The following is a 26,319-nucleotide window of genomic DNA, read 5'->3' as shown; positions in this document are numbered from 1 at the left end:
CTGCGATCTTTTCAAAGATCAAAAGATCGCAGCCTCGTTTCACTCGACGGCTCCTGCAGGGATCAAACAATTATTTGGGCTTAAGGAATTTGAACATGACTGCTTTGAACCTCATCCCGGGCCAACTGAGCCTTTCCCAACTGCGCGCCGTTTACCAGCAGCCAGTCACCCTCAGCCTCGATAACAGCGCCAGCGCGCAGATCGAAGCCAGCGTCGCCTGCGTCGAGCAGATCCTCGCCGAAAACCGCACCGCCTACGGCATCAACACCGGTTTCGGCCTGCTGGCCTCGACCCGCATCGCCAGCGCCGACCTGGAAAACCTGCAGCGCTCGCTGGTGTTGTCCCACGCCGCCGGCGTCGGCGAGCCGATCAGCGATGCGATGGTCCGCCTGATCATGGTGCTCAAGGTCAACAGCCTGAGCCGTGGTTTCTCCGGCATCCGCCGCAAAGTCATCGATGCGCTGATCTCGCTGATCAACGCCGAAGTCTATCCACACATCCCGCTGAAGGGCTCGGTCGGTGCTTCCGGCGACCTGGCGCCACTGGCACACATGTCCCTGGTTCTGCTGGGTGAGGGCAAGGCGCGTTACAAGGGTCAATGGCTGCCAGCCACCGAAGCCCTGGCCGTGGCCGGTCTGGAGCCGCTGACCCTGGCGGCCAAGGAAGGTTTGGCGCTGCTCAACGGCACCCAGGTCTCCACTGCATTCGCCCTGCGTGGCCTGTTCGAAGGTGAAGACCTGTTCGCCGGTGCCTTGGCCGTCGGTGGCCTGACCGTTGAAGCGGTACTGGGCTCGCGCTCGCCGTTCGATGCACGGATTCACGCTGCTCGCGGTCAACGCGGCCAGATCGACACCGCTGCCGCCTATCGCCATTTGCTGGGCGAGCGCAGCGAAGTGTCCGACTCCCACCAGAACTGCGAAAAGGTCCAGGACCCGTACTCCCTGCGTTGCCAGCCGCAAGTCATGGGCGCCTGCCTGACCCAGTTCCGCCAGGCCGCCGAAGTGCTGGTGATCGAAGCCAACGCCGTCTCCGACAACCCGCTGGTGTTCGCGGCCGAAGGTGATGTGATCTCCGGCGGTAACTTCCACGCCGAGCCTGTGGCCATGGCCGCTGACAACATGGCCCTGGCCATCTCCGAAATCGGTTCGCTGAGCGAGCGCCGCATCTCGCTGATGATGGACAAGCACATGTCGCAACTGCCGCCGTTCCTGGTGGCCAACGGCGGGGTGAACTCCGGTTTCATGATCGCCCAGGTGACCGCTGCCGCCCTGGCCAGTGAAAACAAGGCCCTGGCGCACCCGCACTCGGTGGACAGCCTGCCGACTTCCGCCAACCAGGAAGACCACGTGTCCATGGCGCCGGCCGCCGGCAAGCGCCTGTGGGAAATGGCCGAAAACACCCGTGGCATCCTCGCCGTGGAATGGCTCGCCGCCTGCCAGGGCCTGGACCTGCGCGAAGGCCTGAAGACTTCCGCCAAGCTGGAAGTGGCGCGCAACACCCTGCGTGAAAAAGTCGCGCACTACGAGAAAGACCGCTTCTTCGCCCCGGACATCAACGCCGCGAGCGAACTGCTGGCCTCCCGCTGCCTGAACGAGCTGGTCCCGGCTCGGTTGCTGCCTAGCCTTTAAGTAGGCCCTTTGCCGGGAGCGCTCGCTTCCGGCATCTCCATTTTTTCCGTGCACGGCCTGCCCCCAGGCTGTGTACGGCTTTTCGCCCGACAAAAACAATCAGGAAAGCGAAATGACAGGTTTGAAACGCGGGCTATCAGCCCGACACATCCGCTTCATGGCACTGGGTTCGGCGATCGGCACCGGGCTGTTCTACGGATCGGCCTCGGCCATCCAGATGGCCGGCCCGGCGGTACTGCTGGCCTACCTGATCGGCGGCGCGGCGGTCTACATGGTCATGCGCGCCCTCGGTGAGATGGCCGTGCATAACCCGGTCGCAGGCTCCTTCGGCCAGTACGCCAGTACTTACCTGGGCCCCATGGCCGGCTTCATTCTCGGTTGGACCTACGCGTTCGAGATGGTCATCGTCGGCATGGCCGACGTGACGGCGTTCGGCATCTATATGGGCTTCTGGTTCCCGGAAGTCGCGCGCTGGATCTGGGTGCTCGGCATCGTCTTCGTGATCGGTGGCCTGAACCTGTGCACGGTGAAGGTCTTCGGTGAAATGGAATTCTGGATGTCGCTGCTCAAGGTCGGCGCGATCATCGCGATGATCCTCGGCGGCTTCGGCATCATGGCCTTCGGGATCGGCACCTCGACCACGGAACACGCCACCGGCATCAGCAATCTGTGGACCCAGGGCGGCTTCATGCCCAACGGCATCGGCGGCCTGATCGCCTCGTTCGCGGTGGTGATGTTTGCCTTCGGCGGCATCGAGATCATCGGCGTGACCGCCGGCGAAGCCAAGGACCCGCAACATGTCCTGCCCAGGGCGATCAACGCGGTTCCGCTGCGCATTCTGCTGTTCTACGTGCTGACCCTGTTCGTGTTGATGGCGATCTTCCCGTGGCAACAGATCGGCAGCAACGGCAGCCCGTTCGTGCAGATCTTCAACAACCTGGGCATCAGCTCGGCAGCCACCATCCTCAACATCGTGGTGATTTCCGCGGCGATCTCGGCGATCAACAGCGACATCTTTGGGGCAGGGCGCATGCTGTTCGGCCTGTCCCGCCAGGGCCACGCGCCGAAGGGCTTCGGCCAGCTGTCGCGTCACGGCGTGCCATGGATGACCGTGGTGGTGATGAGCGCGGCCTTGCTCGGCGGCGTGCTGCTGAACTACCTGATTCCGGAAAACGTGTTCGTGCTGATCGCTTCGATCGCAACCTTCGCCACCGTCTGGGTCTGGCTGATGATCCTGCTGACCCAGGTGGCCATGCGTCGCTCCATGAGCGTCGAACAGGTTGCACAGCTGAAGTTTCCGGTTCCGTTCTGGCCGTATGCGCCCATGGCCGCGATTGGTTTCATGGCGTTCATCTTCGGCGTGCTGGGTTACTTTCCGGATACCCAGGCGGCGTTGATTGTTGGCGTGGTGTGGGTTGTATTGTTGGTGGTGGCTTATCTGCTGTGGGTCAAGCCGGCGGCAGGACGGGTCATGGCTGAGACGTCGACCCGCTGAACCCAACTGTGGCGAGGGGATGAAACCCTTCGCCACAATCAAGACAAGGGCAGGTCGGCTGCCTGCTCAAGCCTTGGGCAATACCCCTCTTTGCTTGGCGACATGGGTCGCCAACGCATCCATCAAATCCGGCGACAAACAGTCATAAGTCTCCAGGCCAAGCGCATGCAGACGGTCACGAATGGCTTTCATCTGCGCCGGCGGCGTACCGGTTTCAATGACCGAAGACACGAAAGCCGCAAAGCCCGGCGCGCACCATCCGCGCTGGGGAGACAGTTCGGTGTGCACGAAGTCCAGGCCATAGAAGGCATGGTCCTTGTTCTCGATGCGTCCGAAGAGATGGGTGTGGCATTGCTTGCAGGCATGGCGCTGGATGGTTGCGCTTTCGTCGACGATCGCCAGTTTTTCACCATGCGCGGTGACACTGAGCTTGTCCCGGGGGACTACGGCAATCACGGCGAATATCGCGCCGTCGGGCTTCCAGCACTTGCTGCAACCGCAGGCGTGGTTATGCAGGGTTTGTGCGTCGATTTTGACCTCGACCTTGTCGTTCGCGCACAGGCATTGCAGGGTGCCACCGGTGAAATTGGCGGCGGCAGGTTCGAAACCCTTGTCCGGTACAGCGCTGTCCAAGATCGGGTGCAGCTTCACGGTACTCACGTTGGCGTCTCCTTTTCAGGGTCAGACAAAGGTGTCTGAGGGCAGGGCGGTCCATCCAGTATAGGACCCGCTTTCTACCCCGATGCGTGAGTGACCGCGCCCTGCGTCAACTGTCCCTATGGGCGCCATTGACCGGCAGCCGGCTGCCCAGGCGATAGCGCGAAGATGGATGGATCAGGCGGACATACGTCACGATCTTGCTCTGATTCCAGGTCCGGCGCATGAGCACCAGGCAAGGTTCGTTGATGTCGATCTGCAGGTATTTGCTTTCGTCGCTGCTGGGGTGACTGGCCTCGACGATGTGCTCCATTTCATCTGGCCGCAGGACCTGCAGCAGGTACATGGCAGGCTGCAGGTTTGCGCCAAAGTCCTGCTGGAGAAAATCCGGAATCATCTCGGGATTGACGTAACGATCCTCGAGTTGCACCGGAATGCCTTCTTCGCTGTGCACGCAGATCACATGAAACACCGAAGCGCCGGTGGGCAGCGACAACGCCGCAGCCACCGGCATCGAGGCGACCTCGCGCCCCAGGTGCAGGACCTTGCAGGTATAGCTGTGGCCTCGGGCGAGGATCTCGTCGCCGATGTTGGTAATGCGCAGCAGGTTCGATTGCGGCTTGCTCTCGGCGACGAAAGTGCCAACACCGGAGATCCGCACCAGATGACCTTCTTCAGTCAGCTCGCGCAGCGCCCGGTTGATCGTCATGCGCGACATGCCCAGCTCTTCGACCAGCCGATGCTCCGAAGGAATCATGTCCCCGGCCTTCCAAACGCCCGCGCGAAGCTGGTCCTGCACGAAATCCTTCGCACGCCGATAGAGCGCTTGCGGTGCATTTTTAATCATCAGTCGATCCGTAATGGCGGTGCGGCAAGGGGTTTTGCCAGGGGCTGGAGAAAAGGTGGGTATCGTCACAGTTTAGGGGGGATGGCTGCAAGCTCAGGTTTAAATATCGAACCAATTGATGGTTTATACCCAAAAACAGCGATTTTTCTGATCGGCGCGGCTGAGCATACTTTACTCACATCGATCTTTCAGAAGGTAATCGCAATGGCAAAGGCGGGTAGCTATACCAGCACTGCAAAGTGGCTTCATTGGGGCATGGCGCTCGTTTTGCCACCGCTGGTGGCGCCCGATCAAAGTCTGTATGACCTGGCCAAGTGGGTTCATACCTACACGGCGTGGTTGTGTGGCGCGTTGGCGGGAGGACATGTTCTGGTTGCGCTGAAGCATCATTTCATCGAGAAAGATGAGGTGCTGAAGGGCATGCTTGCGAGTCGGTGAGCTGATCCTGACTGGTCGATGGAGACTTCAAGGCTCTGGATCCGCCATTTCCGGGGTGGCTGACATACAAACGCCGGAACACTGCAATCCAGTGTTCCGGCGATCAGCTTTCAGGTCGGTCTCAAACCGTACGGGAACAACTAGCGAGGCCACAGAGCTGGAAACAACGGATGCTCCAAAGGCGCATCCGCCGCCAGCGTTTCCTCAAGCCCGGGGAAATGAGGGGAGGTGGCCCAGGGTCTTGGCGCATGTCGAACGTCATCACCGGTGACTCTGACCGAGAACGCACGGCGACGGTTTTTCCCGCCGACACCGGACGAAGCATGCAGGGTCAGCATGTTGAAACACACCATGTCCCCCGGAGACAACGCCCAGCCCAGAATGGGGAAGTCCTCGCGATGGTTTTCAATGTCCGGCAGTTCGTCGAGCGTGCCTTCGGCAAACCATTTGGCCTGGCTGTCCATGAAGGAGCGCGGCATCAACCAGGGGCCCTTGTGCGAGCCGCCAATGAATTCGAGGGTCGATTCCCGTGGCACGGGGTCGACGGGAATCCAGAAGCTGACGGTGTCTGAACCGCTGATGTTGTAGTAAGGCTGATCCTGGTGCCAGGGAGTGCGCTGACGGGTATTGGGCTCCTTGACCAGCAAGTGGTCGTGATGCAGGCGTACCTGTTGGCTGCCCAGCAGCGCGGCCGCAATAGGGGCAATGGCGGAATCGAAGATGAAGTTGCGGTAGTGCGCATTGGTTTGCCAGTTGCAGAAGTCTTCGAAGAACCAGCCCGGGTCGTCCGGGCTGCTCGCCACTTTGGCACGGGGGCTGGGTTGGGCCAGGTTGCGTTCGATGCCTCGGGTCAGCTCGCTGATGAGCTCCGGCGTGAACGCATTGCGGATACACACGGCACCATCACGCTGGAAAGCGCGGACGGTTTCGTCGCTGACGGGCAGGGCGAGCGAATCAATGTGTTGGGCCAGATCGTTCATGGGTTCGCCTCACTCGCCGTAAATATCGAAGTTGAAATACTGCTTCGCGATCTGGTCGTACTGGCCCGACTGGCGAATGCCGGCAATGGCTGTGTTGAGTTGTTCCCTGAGTTCGGGCTGGTTTTTCCGAACACCGATTGCCACGCCATCGCCGATGATGCTCTTGTCGGTGATGGGGTCGCCGGCGAAGGCAAAGTCCTGGCCTTGAGGCTTTTGCAGCAGACCGATGTCAGCCTGTACCGACGCCTGGAACGCAGCATCGAGGCGCCCGTTGATGAGGTCTGAAAACACCTGGTCCTGGGTCTGGTAGGAGAGGATATTGGCGCCCTGGCGGCCCCATTGCGTCTTGGCGTAACTCTCATGCAGCGAGCCTTGGACGACCCCGACCGACTTGCCCTGCAATGACTGCGGCGTCGGCAGCAATCCCGAGTTTTTTCTCGCGACCAGCGAAGAAGGCGCGGTGTAGATCTTGTTGCTGAAGTCGACCTGCTGGCGACGCACTTCGGTGGCGCTGAACGCGGACAGGATGGCGTCGAATTTCCGGGCCTTCAACCCCGGGATCATGCCGTCGAAACTCTGCTCGACCCAAATGCACTTGACCTGCAACTCGGCGCACAGAGCGTTGCCCAGGTCGATATCGAAACCGCTCAATGAACCGTCCGGCTGTTTGGCCTCGAATGGCGGGTAGCTGGGGTCCACACCGAATTTGATCACCGGCTGCGCCTGGGACAGCGGGGCGACGATCAATCCGAAGAGCAGGGCGGCGTAATGACGGTTAAGTAGCTGCATGATGACCTCGTTGTTATTGGTTTTAGCGGTTTGACAGGTCGTAACTCAAGCGTTGATCGGCAGGAAAGCCTCGGTCAGCTTGACCCAGAAGCCCGCGCCCCGAATCAGGATGTCATCGTTGAAGTCGTAGCGCGGGTCGTGAGCCATGCAGCTCTTTTCGCCGTCGCCATTGCCGATGATCAGGTAGCAACCGGGGCATTTCTGCAGGAAATAGGCGAAGTCTTCGCTGCCATTGAACGGCACGATATCGTTCATGACTTCGTCTTCACCCAGCCAGTCGGTGGCCACCTGGCTGGCGAAGCTGGTCATTTCCTGATCGTTGATCAGCAACGGGTAATCGGCACTGTATTGGACGTCGGCCGTCGCGCCGAACGCTTCGGCCTGGGCATGAATGAGCTTGCAGATCTGCTGTTCCAGGCGGTCCCTGACGGCATTGTTCAGCGAGCGTACGGAAATCAGCATGTGCGCGCTGTCCGGAATCACGTTGGACGCCTTGCCTGCATTGATCGATCCGACGGTAATCACGCTCATTTCCTGAGGCGAGACGTTGCGCGAAACAATGGTCTGCAAGGCCATGATGATACTGGCGCAGACCACCACCGGATCGATGCTCAAGTGCGGCATGGCGCCGTGGCCACCCTTGCCGTGAATCGTCACGCTGACCTGGTCGGCGGACGCCATGAAAGGGCCGGCCCGGAAGCCGAGTTTGCCGACAGGATAGCCGGGCATGTTGTGTGCCGCGAACACCGCATCGCAAGGGAACTGTTGCAACACGCCTTCCTGGATCATGCGGCGGGCGCCGGCCAGACCTTCTTCGGCGGGTTGGAAAATCAGGCGCAGGGTGCCGTCGAACGGGTGGCCATGGGCGAGGGCGTATGCGGCCGCCAGGAGCATCACCGTGTGCCCGTCATGGCCACAGGCGTGCATCTTGCCGGGTATGCGGCTGGCATAGGGCAACCCGGTTTTCTCCAGAATCGGCAGGGCGTCCATGTCGGCCCGTATGCCGATCACCCGTGGGCTCGTGCCCTTTTTCAGCGTGGCGATAATCCCGGTTTCGGCGATCCCGCGATGGACCTCGTAACCCCATTCCAGCAACCGTTGGGCGACCAGTTCGCTGGTCTCGACCTCCTGGTAACCAAGCTCAGGGTTGGCATGGATCTGGTGGCGCAGTTCGCGCATTTCCTGCTCGATTTCCTTCAACAGCGCGATGGAGTCTGTCATTGGCAGCGTTTTCCTTGATGACCAGTTGGAGGTACCTCTGGTACGGTCCTTTGCTGAGGATCGAGGCCCGGGCGGTATGGGTCCGAGAGTAGAGGGCCTGGACAACCGCTGACAGGCAATCGAAAGTTAACGCGACAACCCTGGGTTAACAGTGGCCGATACCATGAAGTTCTATCAACTCAATGCACTGGTGGCAGTGGCCGACGCGGGCAGCATCCGCGGCGCCGCCAAAAGCCTCGACACATCGCCGGCCGCCGTCACCAAGGCCATCCAGAAGCTGGAACAAGACAGCGCCACGCAACTGCTGATCCGCAACGCCACGGGGATTGTGTTTACCGAACTTGGCAAGAAACTGCTGATTCAGGCTCGCCTGGTGGTGGCGCAAATGAGCAATGCGCAACAGGTACTGGCCGATGAAAACGGCGAGCTGACAGGCAGTTTGTCGGTGGCCGTCACGCCCTGGCTGGCAATGACCCTCATGCCCAAGGCGGTCGTACGTTTCCGCCAACTGTTCCCACAGGTGCAGCTGGAATTGCACGAGGGCCTTTCATCGGTGGCGTGCCCGATGCTGCGCGAGGCAAGAGTCGATCTGTTTATCGGGCGTCTCGATACCCGTTTTTCCAGCACCGATCTGACGTATCAGCCGCTGTTCACGGCAGATTGCGCCGTAGTCGCTCGCCAGCAACACCCGTTGTCCGACTGCCACAGCATGAAGGACCTGGAATCCGCCGACTGGATATTGGCCTCACAGCAGGACGGCGCGATCTCGACCCAGGGGCACGTGCATTTCGCCCATTCGATCTCGATCATCATGAGTTTGCTGCGTGAGACGGACATGCTGAGCATCTTTCCGTGGCCGCTGGTGGAGATCTGCGCGCAACGGGAAGGTTTGTGCGCGTTGCCGTTGCGTGATTCGGTGGGTAGCGCTTCGGTGGGCGCTATCAGTCGTAGTGGTCAGCCGTTGCGGCCGGCGGCGGAACGGTTTTTGGAGTGTTTGATTGAGATTATTCAGTGGGAGATGGCGCAGGTGCAATCACCGTATCGGCGGATGTTGCAGACTGTGGATTTGTTGGTTTGATTTGGGTGGTGTGGCCAATTGCGGGGAGCAAAAGCCGGAGCGGTGTGGATCCTGAGACTTGACGGGATTGGTGAAAGTTACTCGACTCACCTTGCACTGGGCAAGACCATGGATCGATGCAGGCAGAACTGCTTCACGTATTTACGGTCTTTTCACATTCATCGAAAACTCTTCAATTCACCGCTGCCGGCACCTCAGATTTTTCACGCACCACCAGATCCACTTGATGAATCGGTTTGCTCCGATGCTTCAGCATCCTTCCGTTACGCTGATTCAACGCCGCCATCATCTCCGCCAGAATCGAGAGCGCCACGCTTTCGGGCGCATCGCCGCCAAGGTCCTGGGGGCGAACGTTGTGGCGGTGGACAGTGCGGCTGCGCTGCAAGTACCCGGCGTGCGCAAGGTGATCACAGTGCCTCAAGCGATTTCCCTTGGCCTGAATCGCGCGTCGCCCCCTCTCTCGTTCGATCATATGAACCACTATTGTCACATTCCTAAGATTGCTCAATAGTTGAGCATTGCAAGGGAAGCGAAACTGTGGAAAACAACACAGTGGAAGCAATCCCATGCGCCTGGCCCTTTCTCGCCCTCTGACGCGTAGCTACTGGCTGCAGAGTCTGGAGGAAAACCTGCAGCCCACTCCACCCCTTGAGGGTGAATACAACGCTGACGTAGCTATCGTCGGTGGTGGCTTCGTCGGTCTGTGGACAGCGTTGACGCTCAAAGAGCGCGATCCCAACATCACCGTTGCCGTGTTGGAGCAGGACATTTGTGGGGGCGGTGCATCAGGTCGTAATGGCGGTTTTGTCATGTCTTGGTGGCCGAAGATCGGCTCCCTGTTGAGCTTCTGCACCCAGGAGCAAGCGCTGTTCCTGGCCCACGCTGCCGAGAGAGCTATTACCGAACTGGGCGAATTCTGCGAGCAGCATGAAATTGATGCGCATTATGCCCGTAAAGGATGGCTCTGGACGGCGACAACCCCAGCCCACATCGACAGCTGGAATGGCACTCTCAACATGTGCGCGCGTCTCGGCGTCCAGCCTTTTGTCAGGGTGTCGAGGCAAGAAGTTGCAGCGGCCACTGGTTCTGACGTCCACCTTGCGGGCGTATTTGAGGGCAGCAACGCCACGGTTCAGCCAGGCGCCCTGGTTCGTGGTATGCGTGAGGTCGCCAAGAAGGCGGGCGTTCGTATCTTTGAACAAACTCCGGTCAGCAGCATCGAGCCTGGCAGAACAGTACGTCTGAGCTCCGACAAGGGTTACGTCAACGCCAGTACCGTCGTGATGGCCAGCAATGCCTGGGCGGCTTCCATTCCAGAACTCGCCAAGTTGATCGTGCCAGTTAACAGCTCCATCGTTGTGACTGAGCCGATCCCCGAAAAGCTTGAACAGATGGGATGGACTGGTCAGCAGTCGATCACCGACTCGCAGCTGATGGTGGATTACTACCGCACCACCCGAGACGGGCGCATTGCCTTCGGCAAGGGTACCGGCGCGCTGGCTTATGGCTCGCGGATCGACGACACCTTCAGCAATCACGCGCAGAGCATTGAGCTGACTGAAGCCGACTTCCGACGCACCTATCCGAGCCTGGCATCGACTCAGCTCACGAATGCCTGGTCAGGGCCAATTGATCGCACTTATGACAGCCTACCGGTATTCGGCACGTTGACTGGTAGCCAGAACATCCATTACGGCATCGGCTGGAGCGGAAATGGAGTCGGCCCCAGCCGCCTCGGTGGTCGCATTCTCGCCAGTCTCGCACTCGGCGTCCGGGACGAGTGGAGCACCTGCCCTCTGGTTGGCCGTCGCTGCAAAACCTTCCCTCCGGAGCCCTTGCGCTACTTGGGTGGCTCGCTCGTTCGCAATGCCGTGATCCGCAAGGAGCGCGCCGAAATGAGCGGCGTTCGACCGTCCGCAATTGACCGCATGCTGGCCGGGCTTGCCCCAGTCGGCCTTGAAGACAAAGCCTGACCATACAGGAGCCAACGACATGACCCCGATCGTTAAACGCCTTGCTGCCGATACTGCATTTTCAGCCTCGACACCGGTTGCCCAACCTCTGGGTGACCTCATTTCCCAAACCCGCCTTGCGCTTGATGAGGTCGTCGAAAACCCGCGTTTCTCGCTGGGTGTTTGGGAGTGCACACCAGGCACCTGGCGGCGCCAGGTTCTTCAGGCTGAATACAGCTATGTCATCAGCGGCAAAGGGGTGTTCACGCCTGACGAAGGCGAGGCAGTCCATTTCCAGGCGGGCGACGCCGTCTACTTCGCGCCGAACACAACAGGTGTTTGGGACATCGAGGAAACGGTGACAAAGCAATATTTCATCGTCGGCTGACTGGCCCGTTTCGCCTTCCACAATTTCAATAAGAAAGGTCGTTTTATGAGCGTGTTCGATATCATCGAAAATTCGCCCGTCTCCAAGTTCCACCGCAAATTATTGCTTGCATGCTGCGGTGGACCATTCTTGGACGGATACATCCTCAGCTTGATTGGCATTGCTCTGATCGGTTTCGCCCACGACATTCCGGCATCGCCAGTAGAGACTGGTCTTATCGGTGCGGCTTCGTTGCTGGGCATTTTCTTCGGCGCTACGGTGTTTGGGGCCCTTACTGACCGAATCGGTCGCGAAACCATGTATGCGCTGGATTTAACGGTGCTGATCATTGCCTGCGGTCTGAGTGCTTTCGTTACTGATGCCTGGCAATTGATCCTGTTGCGGTTTGTGATTGGTCTGGCCGTTGGCGCGGATTACCCGATTGCTACGTCGCTTCTTACCGAGTTCACACCATCCAGGCGTCGAGGCTTCATGATCGGCCTGTCCGGGCTTGCCTGGTCGGTGGGTGCAATGACCGCGTTCGTAGTGGGCTATCTGGTGGTCAGTTTCAGCGGTGACCATTCGCTCTGGCGCTGGATGCTGTTCAGTGGCGCCGTGGTAGGCCTGATCGTCGTGATTATGCGCCGCGGTATTCCTGAGTCTCCGCGCTGGTTGGCGAGTAAGGGGCGAGTCGAGGAAGCGGAGGAGGTCATCCGCAAGGTGTACGGCAAATCGGTGAAAATCACCCAGCACGACATCCATCAGCTCAATGACGGCGGGCGTCCACGCTCCATGCTGGCAGATCTGAAAATGATTTCGTCAGGCGGTTATCTCAAGCGCACCATCATGTGTGGTGTCCTCTACTTCGCCCAGATTACACCGCAGTACGTGCTCTACACCTTTGGTGGAATGATCCTCATCTCTGCCGGCATTCAAGGCGTAAACGCATCGACGTTGGGTGAGCTGCTCATCGCCACGCTGTTCGCAATTGGTGTGATACCAGCCCTGAGACTGGTGGAAACCTGGGGGCGTCGACCGATGGTGTTGGTACCGTTCGCGCTAATGGCCATACCGCTCTTCGCGCTCGGGTTGTGGGCGGATGCTCCTGCCTGGTTCATTATCGGCGCCTTTGCATTTTATGCCTTCGTTTCGGGTGGGCCGAGCATTTTGGAGTGGATCTATCCCAACGAGTTGTTCCCCACTTCCGTGCGTGCAACCGCTGTCGGTGTCGCCGTTGGTATCAGCCGTATCGGTGCAGCAACGGGCACCTACCTGATGCCAATTGGAATCGAATCCATTGGTCTGCAATCGACGCTGATGATCGGTGCCGGCATAACACTTCTGGCGTTCTTCGTCTGCCTGGCTTGGGCACCAGAAACAAAAGGTAAATCTCTGCACCAATCCGCGTCGCTGAGCATGGCGACCTGAGTGAGTTCCGTACCACTGTTCTGGCTCGACGTCCCATAAGCGTCGCTGCTAGGGTGGAGGCGGAGTCCAATGGCGTTGGTGGCGGTTAGTCATCAACGCCTTTTGGGCGTTTCAGCATCTCCGACCTGGCAGTCCATCACCATGCCTTTCAGCATCCAAGACATCATTGATAACGTATCTCTACGCACCCGTTTGCTGACGGGCGTGGAGTGCGCGCAGCGAAGCTTGCGCTGGGCGCATGTGTGCGAACTGTCCGACCCCAGCGAATGGCTAGGGGAAGGTGACCTGCTGATGACCACGGGTATCGGTATACCCCGTGAGGTTGAGCAGCAACGCGCATACGTCACGCGATTATTCGAAGCCAAAGTAGCTGGCCTGATGATCGGGGAAAACATGCAAGCACCGGAGGACATTTCGGGCTTGCGTGAGCAGGCATCGCTGTTGGGTTTCCCGGTGCTCATCACCGATTATTCGGTGCCTTTCTCCGCTGTGACGAAAGCCATTCTCGATGCCAGGCAGCAAACCGAAGATCAACGCCGACGGGCTGTGGTGCGGCTCTATGAGAGTGCAAGGATCGGGTTGCGCCATCTCGGCCTGAACGGTCTGTTGCAGAGGCTCTCTGCCGACGTTACCGCTGAGCTCTACCTGTTTAACACTCGCAGCCTGTGTCCCTGGCAAGCAGGGCTTGTGGCGCTGCCCGCACGGTGGTGTGAGGTGCTTCGCTCGCGTGCACGACTTACCTATGATCTGACGCGCTGTCATGACGGCGAGAGTGAAGCATTGGTCATGGCGCTCCCGGCACTGCCAGAGTGCGCAATTCTCGCAACAGGTGGCCAACTGCTGGATTACGGCATCCTTCACCACATCGCCTCGGTGCTTGCTATTGAATTGGAGCGCCTCCAGGGCGAGCACGAGCGAATGCTGCGTCTGGGTTCTGAGCTGGTGGATGACCTCCTGAACATGAGACTTACCGATCGAGCAGCCCAGGAGCGCCTGGAGCAACTGGGCTGTCCGCCAGACTCAGCCCGTCTGGTTCTTGCCCGGTTAGATCATGCTGCACCGAAAAACTGGCAGTTGGAACTTAGTCGGCAAAACATGAAAGTGCTAGCCAGGCAGGCCGGGGATGAACTGGTGATAATGATGGCCGGGCCGGCACCCTACGAATCCCTTCAAGGGGTGTTGGGAGGTTGCTTGGGAGTGAGTGCCGTGTTGGGTACGGGGCTCAGGGCACCTGAGGCGCTGCGGGAGGCTCGTCTTGCACTGGCACACTCGACGCCTGGTCGAAAAATTGTTGAGTACGCCAATGCGTTGGACGAAGCGTTCTGGCTGCCGAGTGACCTGGAGCAAGCGAACAGGATGTATCGTCGAGTCATTGGCAGCCTGGCTGATTACGACGCTCAGAACAGTAGTCACCTCATCCAGACACTGCGGGTGTTCCTGGAACAAAATCGCTCATGGCAAAAATCTGCGCAGATGCTGAACGTGCACAAGCAGACGTTGGTGTACCGCGTGCGTCGGATCGAAGAAATCACCGGACGATCATTGGATGACACAGAGGGGGTGGTGGCTTTGTGGATTGCCTTGCGCGCGATGGATATCGCAATCGATGCCAATGAAGCAGGTTCGCCAGGTTAACCGCTATCGGCATTACCAGGCTCTTGGTTGACGGAAGGCAGCTGCCAGCTCCCAGCTCCCATCGCGCTGGATGACCATCATATATCCAGTGTCCGGTTGTTCATTGTTTCGTATGAGGACGGGCGCTGATTTTGTGCGAACGGCTGATTGTAGCGGGACAGGAGAAACTCTAAAAACTGTGGGGTGTCCCCGGTACTGCTCCAAAGGTACCAGGGATCGTCGTCGCTTAATAATAATCGATGCCCAGCAGAGGCCATAACAATGTCTAAATTCCTCAGTACCTCCCTCACCCTGGTTTTCAGTTCCGCTATCGCAATGCAGGCACACGCAGATTTGACTGTCGTGTCACATGGCGGCGCCAACAAAGCCGCTCAAGTCAAAGCTTTTTATGAGCCCTATACCCAGGCCACGGGCACTCGAATTATTGCCGATGAGTTCAATGGTGAGATGGCGAAGGTCAAGGTGCAAGTTGATACTCAAAACGTTGCGTGGGATGTTGTTGAAATGGAAATGCCCGAACTAGCCAGGGCTTGCGATGAGGGAATGCTGGAGACAATCGGCGAGGATCCTGCGATCTCCAAACTGGAACCGGAACTACTGAAGGACGCGGTGCAGCCCTGCGGGGTTGGTTTCTTCGTCTGGTCGACCGTGCTCGCCTATAACGCGCAAAAGCTCAAAACCGCGCCTGAAGGCTGGGCTGATTTTTGGGACGTTGAAAAAATCCCGGGAAAACGTGGTTTACGCAAAGGGGCGAAATATACCCTGGAGTTCGCTTTGATGGCTGATGGTGTTGGGCCCAAAGATGTGTATTCGGTGCTTGAGACGAAAGCGGGGCAAGATCGAGCATTCGCCAAGTTAGACAAGCTCAAACCGTACATTCAGTGGTGGGAGGCAGGTGCTCAACCGCCACAATATCTCGCCTCCGGTGATGTCGTCATGAGCTCCGCCTACAATGGCCGCATCGCAGCTGTGCAAAACGAGAGTGATCTGCGAATTGTGTGGAATGGGGGCATCTACGACATGGACGCTTTTACGATACCCAAAGGTGCAAAGAATCGGGAAGAGGGGCTGCGCTTCATCCAATCTGTATTGAAATCTGATGCGCAGAAAGCTTATGCCCAGCAAATCGCATACGGCCCAGTCAACCGTACGGCGGTAGGAATGGTTGATGCGAACCGCCGGAGCAATATGCCAACAGATGAGGCAAACCTCGCTCATCAGGTCGCCATCAGTGCATCGTTCTGGGCGGATCACGGAGATCAATTGGAACAGCGCTTCAACGCATGGGCTGCGAAGCAATAACGTTGCGGTAGGGCGGCTGCTCCCGGTGGCCCTTGCCCGGGTTGGCGGTGAGATGCATGAGTGTTGGCGCTGATGCGATGTTGCCTCCCTCCTGGGCCAAAATCTCATCAGGGCCAACACTCAAGGAGCCTCGCCCAGTTATTTGCGAAGGGGGCTATCCGGTATGCGTCCCCTTTTGGCTTTCAATGCATCCGTTGTCGAACCCTGGAAAAGCAATCTCCTGGCTGGGCGCAAGCTCAACGTAGTGTGAGGTTCGCCTTCCAGAGTTGTGCCGCACTCAGGTTGTCGCTGCTCGGCAACTTGTTGATGCCCGAGCACTGAAGACCGATCACCCCTTGATGCCTCTTAATCGCAACGAACGTCGACGCATGAGCTCTACCGCAATCAGCAGTGCTACCGAGCCGATAATCAACAATGTCGCTGCCGCGAGGATTGTTGGGCTGATCTGCTCGCGCATGCCTGACCACATCTGTCGCGGTATGGTGCGCTGCTCGACTCCGCCAAGAAATTGCACCAGCACAGCCTCATCGAATGAGGTCACCATTGCAAAGAGCGCACCGGACATGATCCCTGGACGAATAATGGGGAAGGTCACACGGACAAATGTATAAGTCGAAGATGCTCCGAGGCTTGCGGCTGCTCTGGTTAATGACTGGTCGAATCCGACCAGTGTCGCCGTCACTGTGATGATGACGAATGGGGTGCCGAGTACGGCATGGCCCAGGATGATGCCTATATGGTTTTGTCCGATGCCCAGTGCGCTGTAGAAAAAGTACATGCCGGCGGAAGAGATGATCACAGGGACGATCATTGGCGAAATCAGGGTACCCATCAGCAGCCCCTTGCACGGCAGATTGGCGCGGCTCAATCCGAGCGCGGCCAGCGTACCCAATGTCGTTGCGATGACAGTGCTGCAGGAAGCGATCAACAGGCTGTTCTTGAACGACAACACCCACAATGGGTCTTCAAGCAGCATGTGGTACCAGCGCATTGAAAAGGCTGCTGGATCTAGGCTGAGCATCCCGCTTGTGAAACTGAAGTAGGGCTCGACATTGAATGACAGCGGCACCACCACCAGTATTGGCAGGATCAAAAAAAGCAGTATCAATACACCAAAACCACGAACGCTGAAGAACCAGACTCTGCCCATCGGGCTGGTATAACTTGGAAGGCTCATCTCGATTACCCCAGTTTCATGTTGTTGATACCGACGACCCGGTCATAGACCCAATACAGCACCAGCACGATCAGCAGCAGGATCGAGGCGATGGCGGCGGCCAGTCCCCAGTTCAGGGAGGTCTGCATGTGGTAAGCAATAAAATTGCTGATGACTTGTCCCGTTCGCCCCCCCACCAGCGCCGGGGTGATGTAGTAACCGGTGGCCAGGATGAACACCAGAATGCCGCCGGCGCTCAAGCCGGGCAGGGACAGCGGGAAGTAGATCTGTACAAAGGTGCGCAATGAACTGGCACCCATGGAGTGCGCTGCGCGGGTGTAGGTGCTGTCGATACTTTTCATCACGCTGTAAAGCGGCAGCACCATGAACGGCAGCAGGATGTGCGTCATCGCGATGACCGTCCCGAACAGGTTGTACATCAACTCCAGCGGCTGGCTGATTACGCCCAGGCTGCTCAATGTACTGTTGAGCACGCCGTTGTTTTGCAGGATCACCATCCAGGCGCTGGTGCGCACCAGCAGCGACGTCCAGAACGGCAGCAGCACCATGACCATCAACAGGCTGCTGGTTTTCGCCGGCAGGGTCGCCAGCATGTAGGCCAGCGGGTAACCGAGGAACATGCACAGCCCCGTGATGCCCAGTGCCACCAGCAATGTCTTGATCAGGACGCTGACGTAGATGCGCCGGCTCTCAGGTTGCTGCACGACGTTGCCCTGATCGTCATAGCGCAAGTCGAGTGCGGCCAGGTAGTTGGAGGGGGAATAGGCCGGCGCCATTTTCTTCAACTGCATCCAGGTGCCGACCTGGCCCCAGCGTTTGTCGGCAGCGGTCATGCGGCTGGTGAACGAGCCTGGTTCGACGGTCTCGCCGGCCAGGCCGCGTACGGTGCGGGCCAGCAGGCTTTTGGCATCGTTCATGACCCGGTTGAGATCGGAGCCGACACTGTCCAGTTGCCGCGCCTGTTGCAGGCTGAGAATTTCCTGCCCGACGACGGCGAACAGATGCTCGTCCGGCAGCGCCGTGCCTTCCCAGGCGAGCAACGCGGCAGCGGTCTGTGGCATGGCCGCAGAAAGGGTCGGGGTTTGCACGCTGCGCAGCAACATGGTGCCAATCGGCAACAGAAAAAACACGGTGATGAACGCCAGCAAGGGTATGACCAACAGCAATGACTTGGTCTTGTTGAGGCGTTCTGCCCGATCAAGCCTGTCCTTCAGGTTGCCTTGCGGCGGGGCCTCGCCGACGTTCTCGAGCGCGGGGCTGACGCTATATGAGTGGTTCATACTGGGTACTCCGGCAAAACAGTAAGGTCGTTGAAAGGCTTCAGGCGTCCAAAGCGCGACAGTCGTCGGCCGACCAGCCCACATCAATGCACGTACCGGCCTGCGGCGCCGGGTGTCCTGCGGTATTGACCATTTTGACGATGAACTCGTTGTTGCCCGCCAGCTTCAGGCGCGCGCGCAAATGGTCACCGTGATAGATGATTTCTTCGATGCGGGCGGGCATATGGTTGTCGTAATCGCCTGCGTGGGCGCCGATCTGCACGCGTTCGGGACGAATCGACAGGGTGGTGTTCGCGCTGGCTGCGGCGATGTTGACGGACAGCGCCTTGACCAGATGATTGCCGACGCGCACCTGGCAGTAGCCTTGCTGACGCTCGACAATCTGCCCCGAAAGTCGGTTGTTCTCGCCAATGAAGCTTGCGACAAACGCAGTCTTTGGTTTCTCGTAGAGGTCGCAAGGGTTGGCCAGTTGCTGGACAATTCCGTCGTTGAACACGGCGATGCGATCGGACATTGTCAGTGCTTCGGTTTGATCGTGAGTGACGTACACAACGGTGATACCGAGCTGCTTCGACAGGCGCTTGATCTCGTACTGCATTTGTTCACGTAGCTGCTTGTCCAGAGCGCCCAGCGGCTCATCCATCAGCACCAGGCGCGGCTCGAAGATCAACGCCCGGGCCAGCGCGACTCGCTGTTTCTGACCACCGGATAATTGAGCGGGCATGCGCGTGGCAAAAGGCCCCAGGGCTACCAGATCCAGGGATTTGCGTACGCGGTCTTCGATGTCTTGCCGGGACAGTTTGCGCACCTTGAGCGGGAAGGCCAGGTTCTCTTCGATGGTCATGTGGGGGAACAGGGCATAGTTCTGGAATACCATGCCGATGCCGCGTCTTTGCGGGGCGATATCGTTGACCGGCTGGCCTTCAATGCAAATCTGCCCATGGGTCACCGTTTCGAACCCGGCGAGCATCATCAGGCAGGTGGTTTTACCTGAGCCCGAAGGGCCCAGCATGGTGATGAACTCTCCCTGTTCGATTTCGAGGTTGAAGTTCTTGACGACGAGATGTTCGCCGTCATAACTCTTCTGCACATTTCGAAAACTGACGAAAGACTCAGTACGCATGGGGGATCTCTCTTGTTATGAGGCGTAGCGGCACCGGGCACGAAAAGTCGCCCGGGCCATCAAAAGGTTATGTCAGGTGTGTAGCTGCTAACGTCGGGGATGTGTGGGTGCTTATCGGGAAAGCCAGGCGTTGAAGCGTTCGTTCAACTCATCGGAATGATCGCCCCACCACTGTGAGTCAACCTGCAAGGCACTGGCGAAGTTTTCCGGGCTGGTAGGCAGGTCGGGCCTGACCTTTGGATCGATCAATGCCTGTGCCGAGCGCCGGGTTGGGCCGTAGGCGATGTAGTTACTCTGATCGGCCAGAACCGGGCTTTGGGTGGCGAACTTCAGGAAGGCCAACGCCTGATCTTTCTTTGGATTGCCGGCTGGAACTACCCAGGCCTCCATGTCGTACATCTGGCCATCCCAGAGGATCTTGAAGGGTTGTTGTTCCTTCTGCCGGGCAATAACGATTCGCCCGCTGTAGGCCGAGATCATGCTGACTTCTCCGTCGGCCAACAACTGGGGTGCCTGAGCCCCGGCCTCCCACCAGATGGTGTCTTTCTTGATGGTGTCGAGCTTGGCAAACGCACGCTCCAGGCCCTCTTCAGTGCCCAGAAGCTCATACACCTGATCGCGAGGGACGCCATCGGCCATCAACGCCCACTCAAGGTTCACCTGGGGGGCCTTGCGCAGTGCGCGCTTACCGGGGAAGCGTCGGATATCGAAGAAGTCTTTCAGGGTGCTGGGCTGCTCACCCTTGAACGCCTGGGTGTTGTAGGCCACGACCGTCGACCAGATATAACTGGCTACACCGCATTCGGTCAGGGCCCCCGGCAGAAAGTCTTTTACCGCCGGTGTGCCATCCGGCGCCGGAGCCAGGGTTGCAGGGTCGATACGCTCAAGCAAACCGTTATTGCAGGCACGAATGACGTTCGGTATTTCAGCATCGACCACATCCCAGGAGATCTTTTTGCTATCGACCTGAGTCTTGATTTGGGCAATACCTCCTGAATAGTCCTCGGAGATCACCCGAGTGCCCGTGGCTGCGGTGAATGGCTTGTGCGCGGATTGAATCTGCGCATTGGTCAGGTTGCCGCCATACGACACGACGGTCAGGGAGTTTTCTGCCAATGCACTGCAGGAAACGATGCTTGAGAGCAAAAGCAATGTGGCGCCTTTCATGCGGGATACCCCTCATTTTTTATTTTTGTGGGTAACCGTCGCAAGGTCGTTGCGCACAGGGTGCGTGAGCGGCCGTGGAGACGATCAGGGCCTTACTCTCGGCAAAAAACGGGGAAGGTAAAAGCAATAAAAAAAAGCCCAATGAGGCGATTTTATTTATGGGTGCTACACAAAAGTTATCTGAGAGGGAGGGCCGGACGATGAATTCGCCCTGCCCATTGCCAAGTGCCAAAACCGCTTTGCTTAATCCTCGCTACGGGCCGACAACGCTGCTTCCATCAGCCAATTGGCAAACGCAGCGGCCTGTGGATTGACTATCTTGTGCGGGGAATACACCAGGTAAAACGCTTCTGAGGTTTTGAATTTGGCGGCCAAGGGGGCAATGAGTTGTCCGGACTGAAGGTATTGCTCAACCAGTGAAGAGCGCGCCAGGGCAACGCCTTGCCCCAGCTCCGCCATTTTCAGCGCGGAGATCAGCGTATCGAACTGCAAACCTTGAGATGAGTCGACGTCATCGGCTTTGGCTTTTTTCAGCCAGTAACCCCAACCCTCCTCGTAACCCAGGACATGCAGCAGTTCGTGATGACGAAGGTCTCTTGGAGTGTTCAAGGGTTTTTCGATCGTCGACAAGGTGGGGGAGCACACGGGGAAAAGCAGATCCCAAGTCAGCCGTTCACTTTTCAGACCGCTCCATTTGCCACTGCCGTAACGTATTTCCAGATCGGCTTCGAGGTCGGTATCGCCCATCCAGATGTTGCTGGTGATACGCAGATTGATGTCCGGATGCTGCTCCCGAAAATGTGGCAGTCGGTTAGCCAGCCAATGGGTAAAGAACACCAGGCTGCTGCGCACCGTTAGAACCTTGCGATGTCCTTGGCCAAAAATTTCGTCGGTGGCGGCGGCCAGGCGCTCCACCGACTCATGGACAACGGGCAAAAAGGCCAGCCCCGGTTCTGTCAGTTCAAGGCCACGGGGTAGCCGCTTGAATAGCGCGGCGCCCAGCTGTGACTCCAGGGCTTTGATCTGCTGGCTGACTGCGGCCTGAGTGAGGCTCAGTTCGAGTGCTGCGTCGGTAAAACTCAGATGGCGGGCAGCTGATTCGAATGCGCGCAACCAGTTGAGCGGGGGTAATCGCTTCTTCATGGCAACGGGTTCTCTCGGGAAATGGGACTGACGAGGCAGCGCGCCAGAGCGCGTTATACCGCATTCACCCATAAATCCTACTCCGTTCACATAAAAAAAATGAACCCATAGGGCTTTTTTTTATTGCTTTCGCAACCCCGTGCTTTTCTCGACAGTAGGCCCCAGATCGCCATTCAACGGGCCGGCCTTAAACGCTATGTGCCTTTGCAAACGGCTTCTGAAAACCGAAACCCTGCGTGAAAGCTGGAACCAGCAGGACAATAAAAATAATGGGTGAAACATGGCAAAGCTCAGTCAGCTACCCCTCAGCGGCGTGAACGTCATCGATTTTGGTCAATACATTGCTGGCCCGGCGGTCGCGATGATTCTGGGCGATCTCGGCGCTACGGTCATTCATATCGATCCGCCTGCTGGCCCTCTCTGGGACAGCCCGGCAAACGCCGTCCTCAACCGCAACAAGCAATGCTTGCGCCTGGATTTGAAGTCCACCGAAGGCCTGCAGCAGGCGCGACAGGTGATCGCCAAGGCCGACATCGTGATCGAGAACTTCCGACCCGGCGTGATGAAAAACCTGGGGCTGGATTTTGCCGAGTTGCGTCGTGAGTACCCGTCATTGATCAGCCTGTCCATCCCCGGTTTCGCCACCAATGATGAACTCCGAAGCCAATGGCGTGCTACCGAGGCAATTATCGCTTCGGCCTCCGGGGTGTTCACCGACATGGGGCAAAACAGGGTGTTGATGGGCATCAACCCGAGCTTCTCGCCGCTACCGCTCGCCTCGGCCTACGGCACCATGCTTGCCGTTTCAGCTGTAGTGCTGGCGTTGCAGGCCAGGCAACGCACCGGGGTGGGGGACGAAATTGAGGTGCCGCTGGCAGCGGCGGTCATGGAAGGGCTGTCTTATAACTCGATCAAGATTGATGGGTATCCTGCGCGCTACAAAACGTTGCGTGAGAAAGAGATCGAGCGTCGGCGTGCCGAAAACCTGCCGATGAATCTCAGCTACGAGGATTTGCAGGAGTATCTCGATCCCTTTTACCGCACCTATGAATGTGCTGACGGGCGCAAATTTTACGCGGTGTGCCCATCCCATCGCTCTCACGCCAAACGCTGCTTGCAGGCGATGGGTTTGTACGAAGAAATGCTCGCGGCAGGCCTGCCTAAAGTCGACGACCCGTATTTACCCTTCGACCAATGGGAAGGGGATGCCTCCCTCGGTGTCTATCCACTGCCCGGAAACTGGGCGAAGCGGATCTCTGCGCGCATGAAGGAAGTGTTCCTGACCAAGACGGCTGCGCAATGGGAAAAAATCTTTGGTGAAGGGCAGTTTCCTGGCGCACCTCATCGCTCCACTCAGGAGTGGTTGCATGACGAGCATGCCAATACTGCCGGTTTGGTGGTCGACGTCGTTGATCACCAATACGGCCGGATGAAACAACCCGGCGCCATCGCCTGGCTTGAAGACAGTTCAGAGTTGATGTTGTCGCCGCTGTCGCGCCGAGAAGTCAGTGTCGAGGAGGCGCTCGCCACCCTGAGTGAAGGTGCTCGGGAGGTATTGCCAATTGCAACGCAGCAGGGCTCAAAAGGATGGTTGGACGGGGTTAAAATTCTCGATCTGACCAACGTCATCGCCGGCCCGCACTCGACTTCATTCCTTGGCCGATTTGGTGCTGAGGTCATAAAGCTGGATCCCACCAAGCCCAATTACGACCCTTGGAACACCGTTGTGTTCGGCATGTCGTCGGCGCGTGGCAAACAGAGCATTCTGGTTGACCTCAATCAGGAAGAGGGGCGCGAGGTATTCAACCGTCTGGTGAAGTCGGTCGATGTCATCGTGATGAATGCACCTGATCGTCAACTGGCGCCATTGGGCCTGGATGAGGTCAGCCTGAAGGCAGTGAACCCTGAGGTGATTTTTTGCCAGCTGGACTGCTTCGGTGGCCCGCGCCGTGGCCCTCGCACCGACTACCTGGGGTACGACGACCTGATCCAGGCGACGACCGGCATCATGCTGCGTTTCGGCGGGGGTATGGAGACGCCCGAAGAGCACGCCCACGTTGGCACCATCGACGTGATGTGTGGCTTCGCCGCTGCGCTTGGGGTGGCCACCGCGTTGTATCAAAAAACCAGGACAGGCAAAGTCAGCCGTGCTCGTACGTCGCTCGCGGCGCTGGGCAACCTGGTTCAGATTCCTTTCTGCTATGACTACGTGGGCCGTGCACCCTTTGATGAACCAACGGGACGCGACGCGTTGGGATACAGCGATCTGTCGCGTTTCTATCGCACAGCGGACGGCTGGCTTTACCTCGATGCCAACGAAGTCGATCTGAACACGCTGGAGTCAGTACAAGGCCTGCAAGGCCTGTCTGTGGCCAGCGACCCTGCACAGTTCCTCGGTGCAGCGCTTATCAAGACAGCGGGAGAAACCTGGCAAACCCGCCTGCAGGCGGCCGGCGTCGCAGCGGCTGTTCCGGACAACATCGACACGCTGCGCCAGCGCTATAGCCGACCGGCTGACAATTACCCTGGCACGGATAACGGCAGCTACTCGTTCAGCGTCTACGCCGATCACCCGAGTGGACGCTGCGTGACCCAGCTCGATCCCTTTGCTATTCGCCCGCGCCATGCCGCCATCCGCGCATTGGCCCCGGCTGAAAAGTTTGGTGCATCCACGCGATCTGTACTGGCCGAGCTCGGCTACAGCCAAAGCCGGATCGACACGCTCATGGCATGTGCAGTCATCGGTGACAGCTGGAGCCAAGAGTATTTGCCCAGCTGACGCATTCGCTTGAATCCAGGGTACGGAGCACTTCAAAGGCTCCTGTACCCGGATTAACTCCATCACCAACAGTCATTGGGGGCAGTCTCTGCAGGGAGGCGTGCACCCACATGGAAACCCCGGAGGCAACATGTCCAATCAAATAATCTTGCCGCGCATCCTGCAGGTGGGGGCCAAGGCCAGTGAAGCCATTCCCGATGTGCTGAGCACTCTCGGGTGTTCCCGGCCACTGATCATCACCGACAAAATGATGGTTCAACTCGGTTATGCCGGGCGCATCCAGGATGTTCTCGCAACCAAGGGGTTGAGCGCCGATGTGTTCGCCGACACGGTGCCGGAGCCTACGGTCGACTCGATTCGTGCCGGAGTGGAACACGCGCGTTCGGGGGACTATGACAGCATCATCGCGTTGGGTGGTGGCAGTCCTATCGACAGCGCTAAAGCCATCGGCATTCTCGCCAGGTTCGGTGGTGAGATGCGCGACTACAAGTTTCCACGCCAGGTGAGTGAGCAAGGCCTGCCAATTATTGCCGTGCCAACCACCGCCGGCACGGGTTCTGAAGTGACCCGTTTCACCATCATCACGGATGAGCAGAACGACGAAAAAATGCTCTGCGTGGGCCAAGGGTTCATGCCTGTGGCGGCATTGGTCGACTACAACCTGACGCTCAGTCTGCCGGCCCGTGTCACGGCGGATACCGGGATCGATGCGTTGACCCACGCCATAGAGGCCTATGTCAGCCTCAAAGCCAATCTCTACAGCGACAGCCAGGCACTGGCCGCGATGCGCCTGATAAGCCCGAATCTGCGTCGGGCCTATCACTCAGGCCAGGACATTGCCGCGCGTGAAGCGCTGATGTTGGGCTCGACGTTGGCCGGCGTTGCGTTCTCGGCCGCCTCCGTAGCACTGGTGCACGGCATGAGCCGGCCAATTGGGGCGTTCTTCCATATGCCGCACGGTCTTTCCAACGCGATGCTGCTGCCGGGTGTCACGGCCTTCTCCATTCCCGGCGCTCCGAAGCGCTACGCCGATTGTGCTCGGGCCATGGGCGTCGCGACCGCTCAGGACAGCGATGAAAGCGCCAACGCCAAATTGCTCGTCGAGCTGCAGGCACTCAACGACGAGTTGCAAGTTCCCACGCCTGAAGGCTTTGGTATCAGTCGCTCACGCTTTTTCGACCTGATGCCAACCATGGCTGAGCAAGCCTTGGCCTCCGGTTCACCTGGCAACAATCCGCGCGTGCCTTCGGTCGACGAGATGATCGAGCTCTACCGCAACCTCTGGTAGCCAACACTTACCCACATCAGCGGCAGCTGCCGTGTACTCAACAATAAGGAACACGCGAATGATCTTTGGGCCGGTTTTGCTGGTCGTGCGTGCGCATAGCATGCAGGAGGCCATGAGGCTGATCGATGCCCGTGAGTACGGAAACGGCACCTGCATCTTTACTCGTGATGGTGAAGCTGCGCGATATTTCTGCGACAACATCAAGGTCGGTATGGTCGGCATCAACGTGCCGCTGCCAGTGCCTGTTGCCTACCACAGTTTTGGTGGTTGGAAGCGCTCGTTGTTTGGCGATTTACATGCTTACGGCCCGGATGCCGTACGTTTTTACAGCAAGCGCAAAACGATTACCCAACGCTGGCCGTCGTCTGGAGTGCGTGAAGGGGCTGAGTTCTCGATGCCTGTAATGAAGTAAATCAAACGTAAGCGTCTGCCAAACCCGTATTGAACAACTGGATTGGAAATCCACTTTACCTATTTTCGAGCTTCCATTGAGGGCGGCTGGGCTAGCTCACGTCACCATGACAGCAGACACAGTGTCCCGGGAG

General features: G+C 58.4%; 22 protein-coding genes and 1 pseudogene. 12 read left to right on the top strand and 11 right to left on the bottom strand.

The window, feature by feature from the left end; translation table 11 throughout:
* The first annotated feature begins 95 nt into the window (after positions 1 to 95).
* Both hutH and HNO86_RS07690 read left to right on the top strand, forming a co-directional pair.
* Positions 96 to 1,628, top strand: coding sequence for a histidine ammonia-lyase (gene hutH / locus HNO86_RS07695; RefSeq protein ID WP_175376399.1), 1,533 nt, complete (start codon positions 96 to 98; stop codon positions 1,626 to 1,628).
* A gap of 112 nt (positions 1,629 to 1,740) precedes the next feature.
* Entirely contained in the window at positions 1,741 to 3,123 is a 1,383-nt protein-coding gene (locus HNO86_RS07690) for an amino acid permease (protein ID WP_175376398.1), read from the top strand.
* Positions 3,124 to 3,189: 66 nt separating this feature from the next.
* On the opposite strand, the gene gfa is transcribed toward HNO86_RS07690, so the two are convergent.
* Positions 3,190 to 3,783, bottom strand: coding sequence for an S-(hydroxymethyl)glutathione synthase (gfa, locus tag HNO86_RS07685; RefSeq protein WP_175376397.1), 594 nt, complete (start codon positions 3,781 to 3,783; stop codon positions 3,190 to 3,192).
* 106 nt (positions 3,784 to 3,889) lie between these two features.
* The gene (gene hutC / locus HNO86_RS07680; RefSeq protein ID WP_175376396.1) at positions 3,890 to 4,627 is read right to left on the bottom strand and encodes a histidine utilization repressor; all 738 of its coding nucleotides are present in this window, start codon (positions 4,625 to 4,627) and stop codon (positions 3,890 to 3,892) included.
* 81 nt (positions 4,628 to 4,708) lie between these two features.
* Between hutC and HNO86_RS07675 the strand changes: the two genes are divergently transcribed.
* Complete coding sequence (locus tag HNO86_RS07675; RefSeq protein WP_256672566.1) at positions 4,709 to 5,065, top strand: cytochrome b; 357 nt, start codon at positions 4,709 to 4,711, stop codon at positions 5,063 to 5,065.
* 140 nt (positions 5,066 to 5,205) lie between these two features.
* Here HNO86_RS07675 and HNO86_RS07670 read toward each other — a convergent pair whose 3' ends face one another.
* Genes HNO86_RS07670 through HNO86_RS07660 form a run of 3 tightly spaced genes read right to left on the bottom strand, consistent with a single transcriptional unit; the run spans position 5,206 to position 8,055 of the window.
* On the bottom strand, positions 5,206 to 6,045 hold the full coding sequence (locus HNO86_RS07670) for a phytanoyl-CoA dioxygenase family protein (RefSeq protein WP_175376395.1): 840 nt from the start codon (positions 6,043 to 6,045) through the stop codon (positions 5,206 to 5,208).
* A gap of 9 nt (positions 6,046 to 6,054) precedes the next feature.
* Positions 6,055 to 6,834 (bottom strand): ABC transporter substrate-binding protein, encoded by a 780-nt coding sequence (locus HNO86_RS07665; protein WP_175376394.1) that lies wholly within the window; start codon positions 6,832 to 6,834, stop codon positions 6,055 to 6,057.
* A 45-nt stretch (positions 6,835 to 6,879) separates the two neighbouring features.
* Entirely contained in the window at positions 6,880 to 8,055 is a 1,176-nt protein-coding gene (locus tag HNO86_RS07660; RefSeq protein ID WP_175376393.1) for a M20 aminoacylase family protein, read from the bottom strand.
* 163 nt (positions 8,056 to 8,218) lie between these two features.
* Here HNO86_RS07660 and HNO86_RS07655 point away from each other — a divergent pair, with 163 nt between their 5' ends.
* Entirely contained in the window at positions 8,219 to 9,133 is a 915-nt protein-coding gene (locus HNO86_RS07655; protein ID WP_175376392.1) for a LysR family transcriptional regulator, read from the top strand.
* A 172-nt stretch (positions 9,134 to 9,305) separates the two neighbouring features.
* Here HNO86_RS07655 and HNO86_RS30545 read toward each other — a convergent pair whose 3' ends face one another.
* Positions 9,306 to 9,605, bottom strand: a complete 300-nt coding sequence (locus HNO86_RS30545) for a hypothetical protein (protein ID WP_372242518.1) — start codon at positions 9,603 to 9,605, stop codon at positions 9,306 to 9,308.
* 94 nt (positions 9,606 to 9,699) lie between these two features.
* Between HNO86_RS30545 and HNO86_RS07645 the strand changes: the two genes are divergently transcribed.
* From HNO86_RS07645 to HNO86_RS07625, 5 genes are all read left to right on the top strand, one after another.
* On the top strand, positions 9,700 to 11,106 hold the full coding sequence (locus HNO86_RS07645; protein ID WP_175376391.1) for an FAD-binding oxidoreductase: 1,407 nt from the start codon (positions 9,700 to 9,702) through the stop codon (positions 11,104 to 11,106).
* A gap of 19 nt (positions 11,107 to 11,125) precedes the next feature.
* Entirely contained in the window at positions 11,126 to 11,473 is a 348-nt protein-coding gene (locus HNO86_RS07640; RefSeq protein WP_175376390.1) for a cupin domain-containing protein, read from the top strand.
* A gap of 45 nt (positions 11,474 to 11,518) precedes the next feature.
* Positions 11,519 to 12,880: an MFS transporter gene (locus tag HNO86_RS07635; RefSeq protein ID WP_175376389.1), complete on the top strand. Its 1,362-nt coding sequence runs from the start codon at positions 11,519 to 11,521 to the stop codon at positions 12,878 to 12,880.
* A gap of 69 nt (positions 12,881 to 12,949) precedes the next feature.
* On the top strand, positions 12,950 to 14,515 hold the full coding sequence (locus HNO86_RS07630; RefSeq protein WP_256672565.1) for a PucR family transcriptional regulator: 1,566 nt from the start codon (positions 12,950 to 12,952) through the stop codon (positions 14,513 to 14,515).
* Positions 14,516 to 14,776: 261 nt separating this feature from the next.
* On the top strand, positions 14,777 to 15,817 hold the full coding sequence (locus HNO86_RS07625; protein ID WP_175376388.1) for an ABC transporter substrate-binding protein: 1,041 nt from the start codon (positions 14,777 to 14,779) through the stop codon (positions 15,815 to 15,817).
* Between the two features lie 328 nt (positions 15,818 to 16,145).
* Here HNO86_RS07625 and HNO86_RS07620 read toward each other — a convergent pair whose 3' ends face one another.
* The 5 genes from HNO86_RS07620 to gcvA all read right to left on the bottom strand — a co-directional run bounded on the left by HNO86_RS07620 (position 16,146) and on the right by gcvA (position 21,707).
* Positions 16,146 to 16,994 carry an ABC transporter permease gene (locus tag HNO86_RS07620; protein ID WP_175376387.1) on the bottom strand — a complete coding sequence of 283 codons (849 nt, stop codon included), beginning with the start codon at positions 16,992 to 16,994 and terminating at the stop codon, positions 16,146 to 16,148.
* Between the two features lie 5 nt (positions 16,995 to 16,999).
* Positions 17,000 to 18,274: an ABC transporter permease gene (locus tag HNO86_RS07615; protein ID WP_175376386.1), complete on the bottom strand. Its 1,275-nt coding sequence runs from the start codon at positions 18,272 to 18,274 to the stop codon at positions 17,000 to 17,002.
* Positions 18,275 to 18,314: 40 nt separating this feature from the next.
* The gene (locus HNO86_RS07610) at positions 18,315 to 19,397 is read right to left on the bottom strand and encodes an ABC transporter ATP-binding protein (RefSeq protein ID WP_175376385.1); all 1,083 of its coding nucleotides are present in this window, start codon (positions 19,395 to 19,397) and stop codon (positions 18,315 to 18,317) included.
* A gap of 111 nt (positions 19,398 to 19,508) precedes the next feature.
* Entirely contained in the window at positions 19,509 to 20,564 is a 1,056-nt protein-coding gene (locus tag HNO86_RS07605; RefSeq protein WP_175376384.1) for an ABC transporter substrate-binding protein, read from the bottom strand.
* Between the two features lie 243 nt (positions 20,565 to 20,807).
* A complete protein-coding gene (gene gcvA, locus HNO86_RS07600; protein WP_175376383.1) occupies positions 20,808 to 21,707 on the bottom strand; it encodes a transcriptional regulator GcvA in 900 nt (299 codons plus the stop codon).
* A gap of 280 nt (positions 21,708 to 21,987) precedes the next feature.
* Here gcvA and HNO86_RS07595 point away from each other — a divergent pair, with 280 nt between their 5' ends.
* The 3 genes and pseudogenes from HNO86_RS07595 to HNO86_RS07585 all read left to right on the top strand — a co-directional run.
* On the top strand, positions 21,988 to 24,486 hold the full coding sequence (locus HNO86_RS07595) for a CoA transferase (protein WP_175376382.1): 2,499 nt from the start codon (positions 21,988 to 21,990) through the stop codon (positions 24,484 to 24,486).
* A 130-nt stretch (positions 24,487 to 24,616) separates the two neighbouring features.
* A complete protein-coding gene (locus HNO86_RS07590) occupies positions 24,617 to 25,774 on the top strand; it encodes an iron-containing alcohol dehydrogenase (protein ID WP_175376381.1) in 1,158 nt (385 codons plus the stop codon).
* 61 nt (positions 25,775 to 25,835) lie between these two features.
* A pseudogene (locus HNO86_RS07585) lies at positions 25,836 to 26,186 on the top strand (aldehyde dehydrogenase family protein); the annotation flags it as partial.
* Positions 26,187 to 26,319: the final 133 nt, after the last annotated feature.

It is taken from the genome of Pseudomonas sp. C1C7 (genome assembly GCF_013359595.1).
Taxonomy (GTDB): domain Bacteria; phylum Pseudomonadota; class Gammaproteobacteria; order Pseudomonadales; family Pseudomonadaceae; genus Aquipseudomonas.
This window is presented reverse-complemented; position numbering and strand designations above follow the sequence as displayed.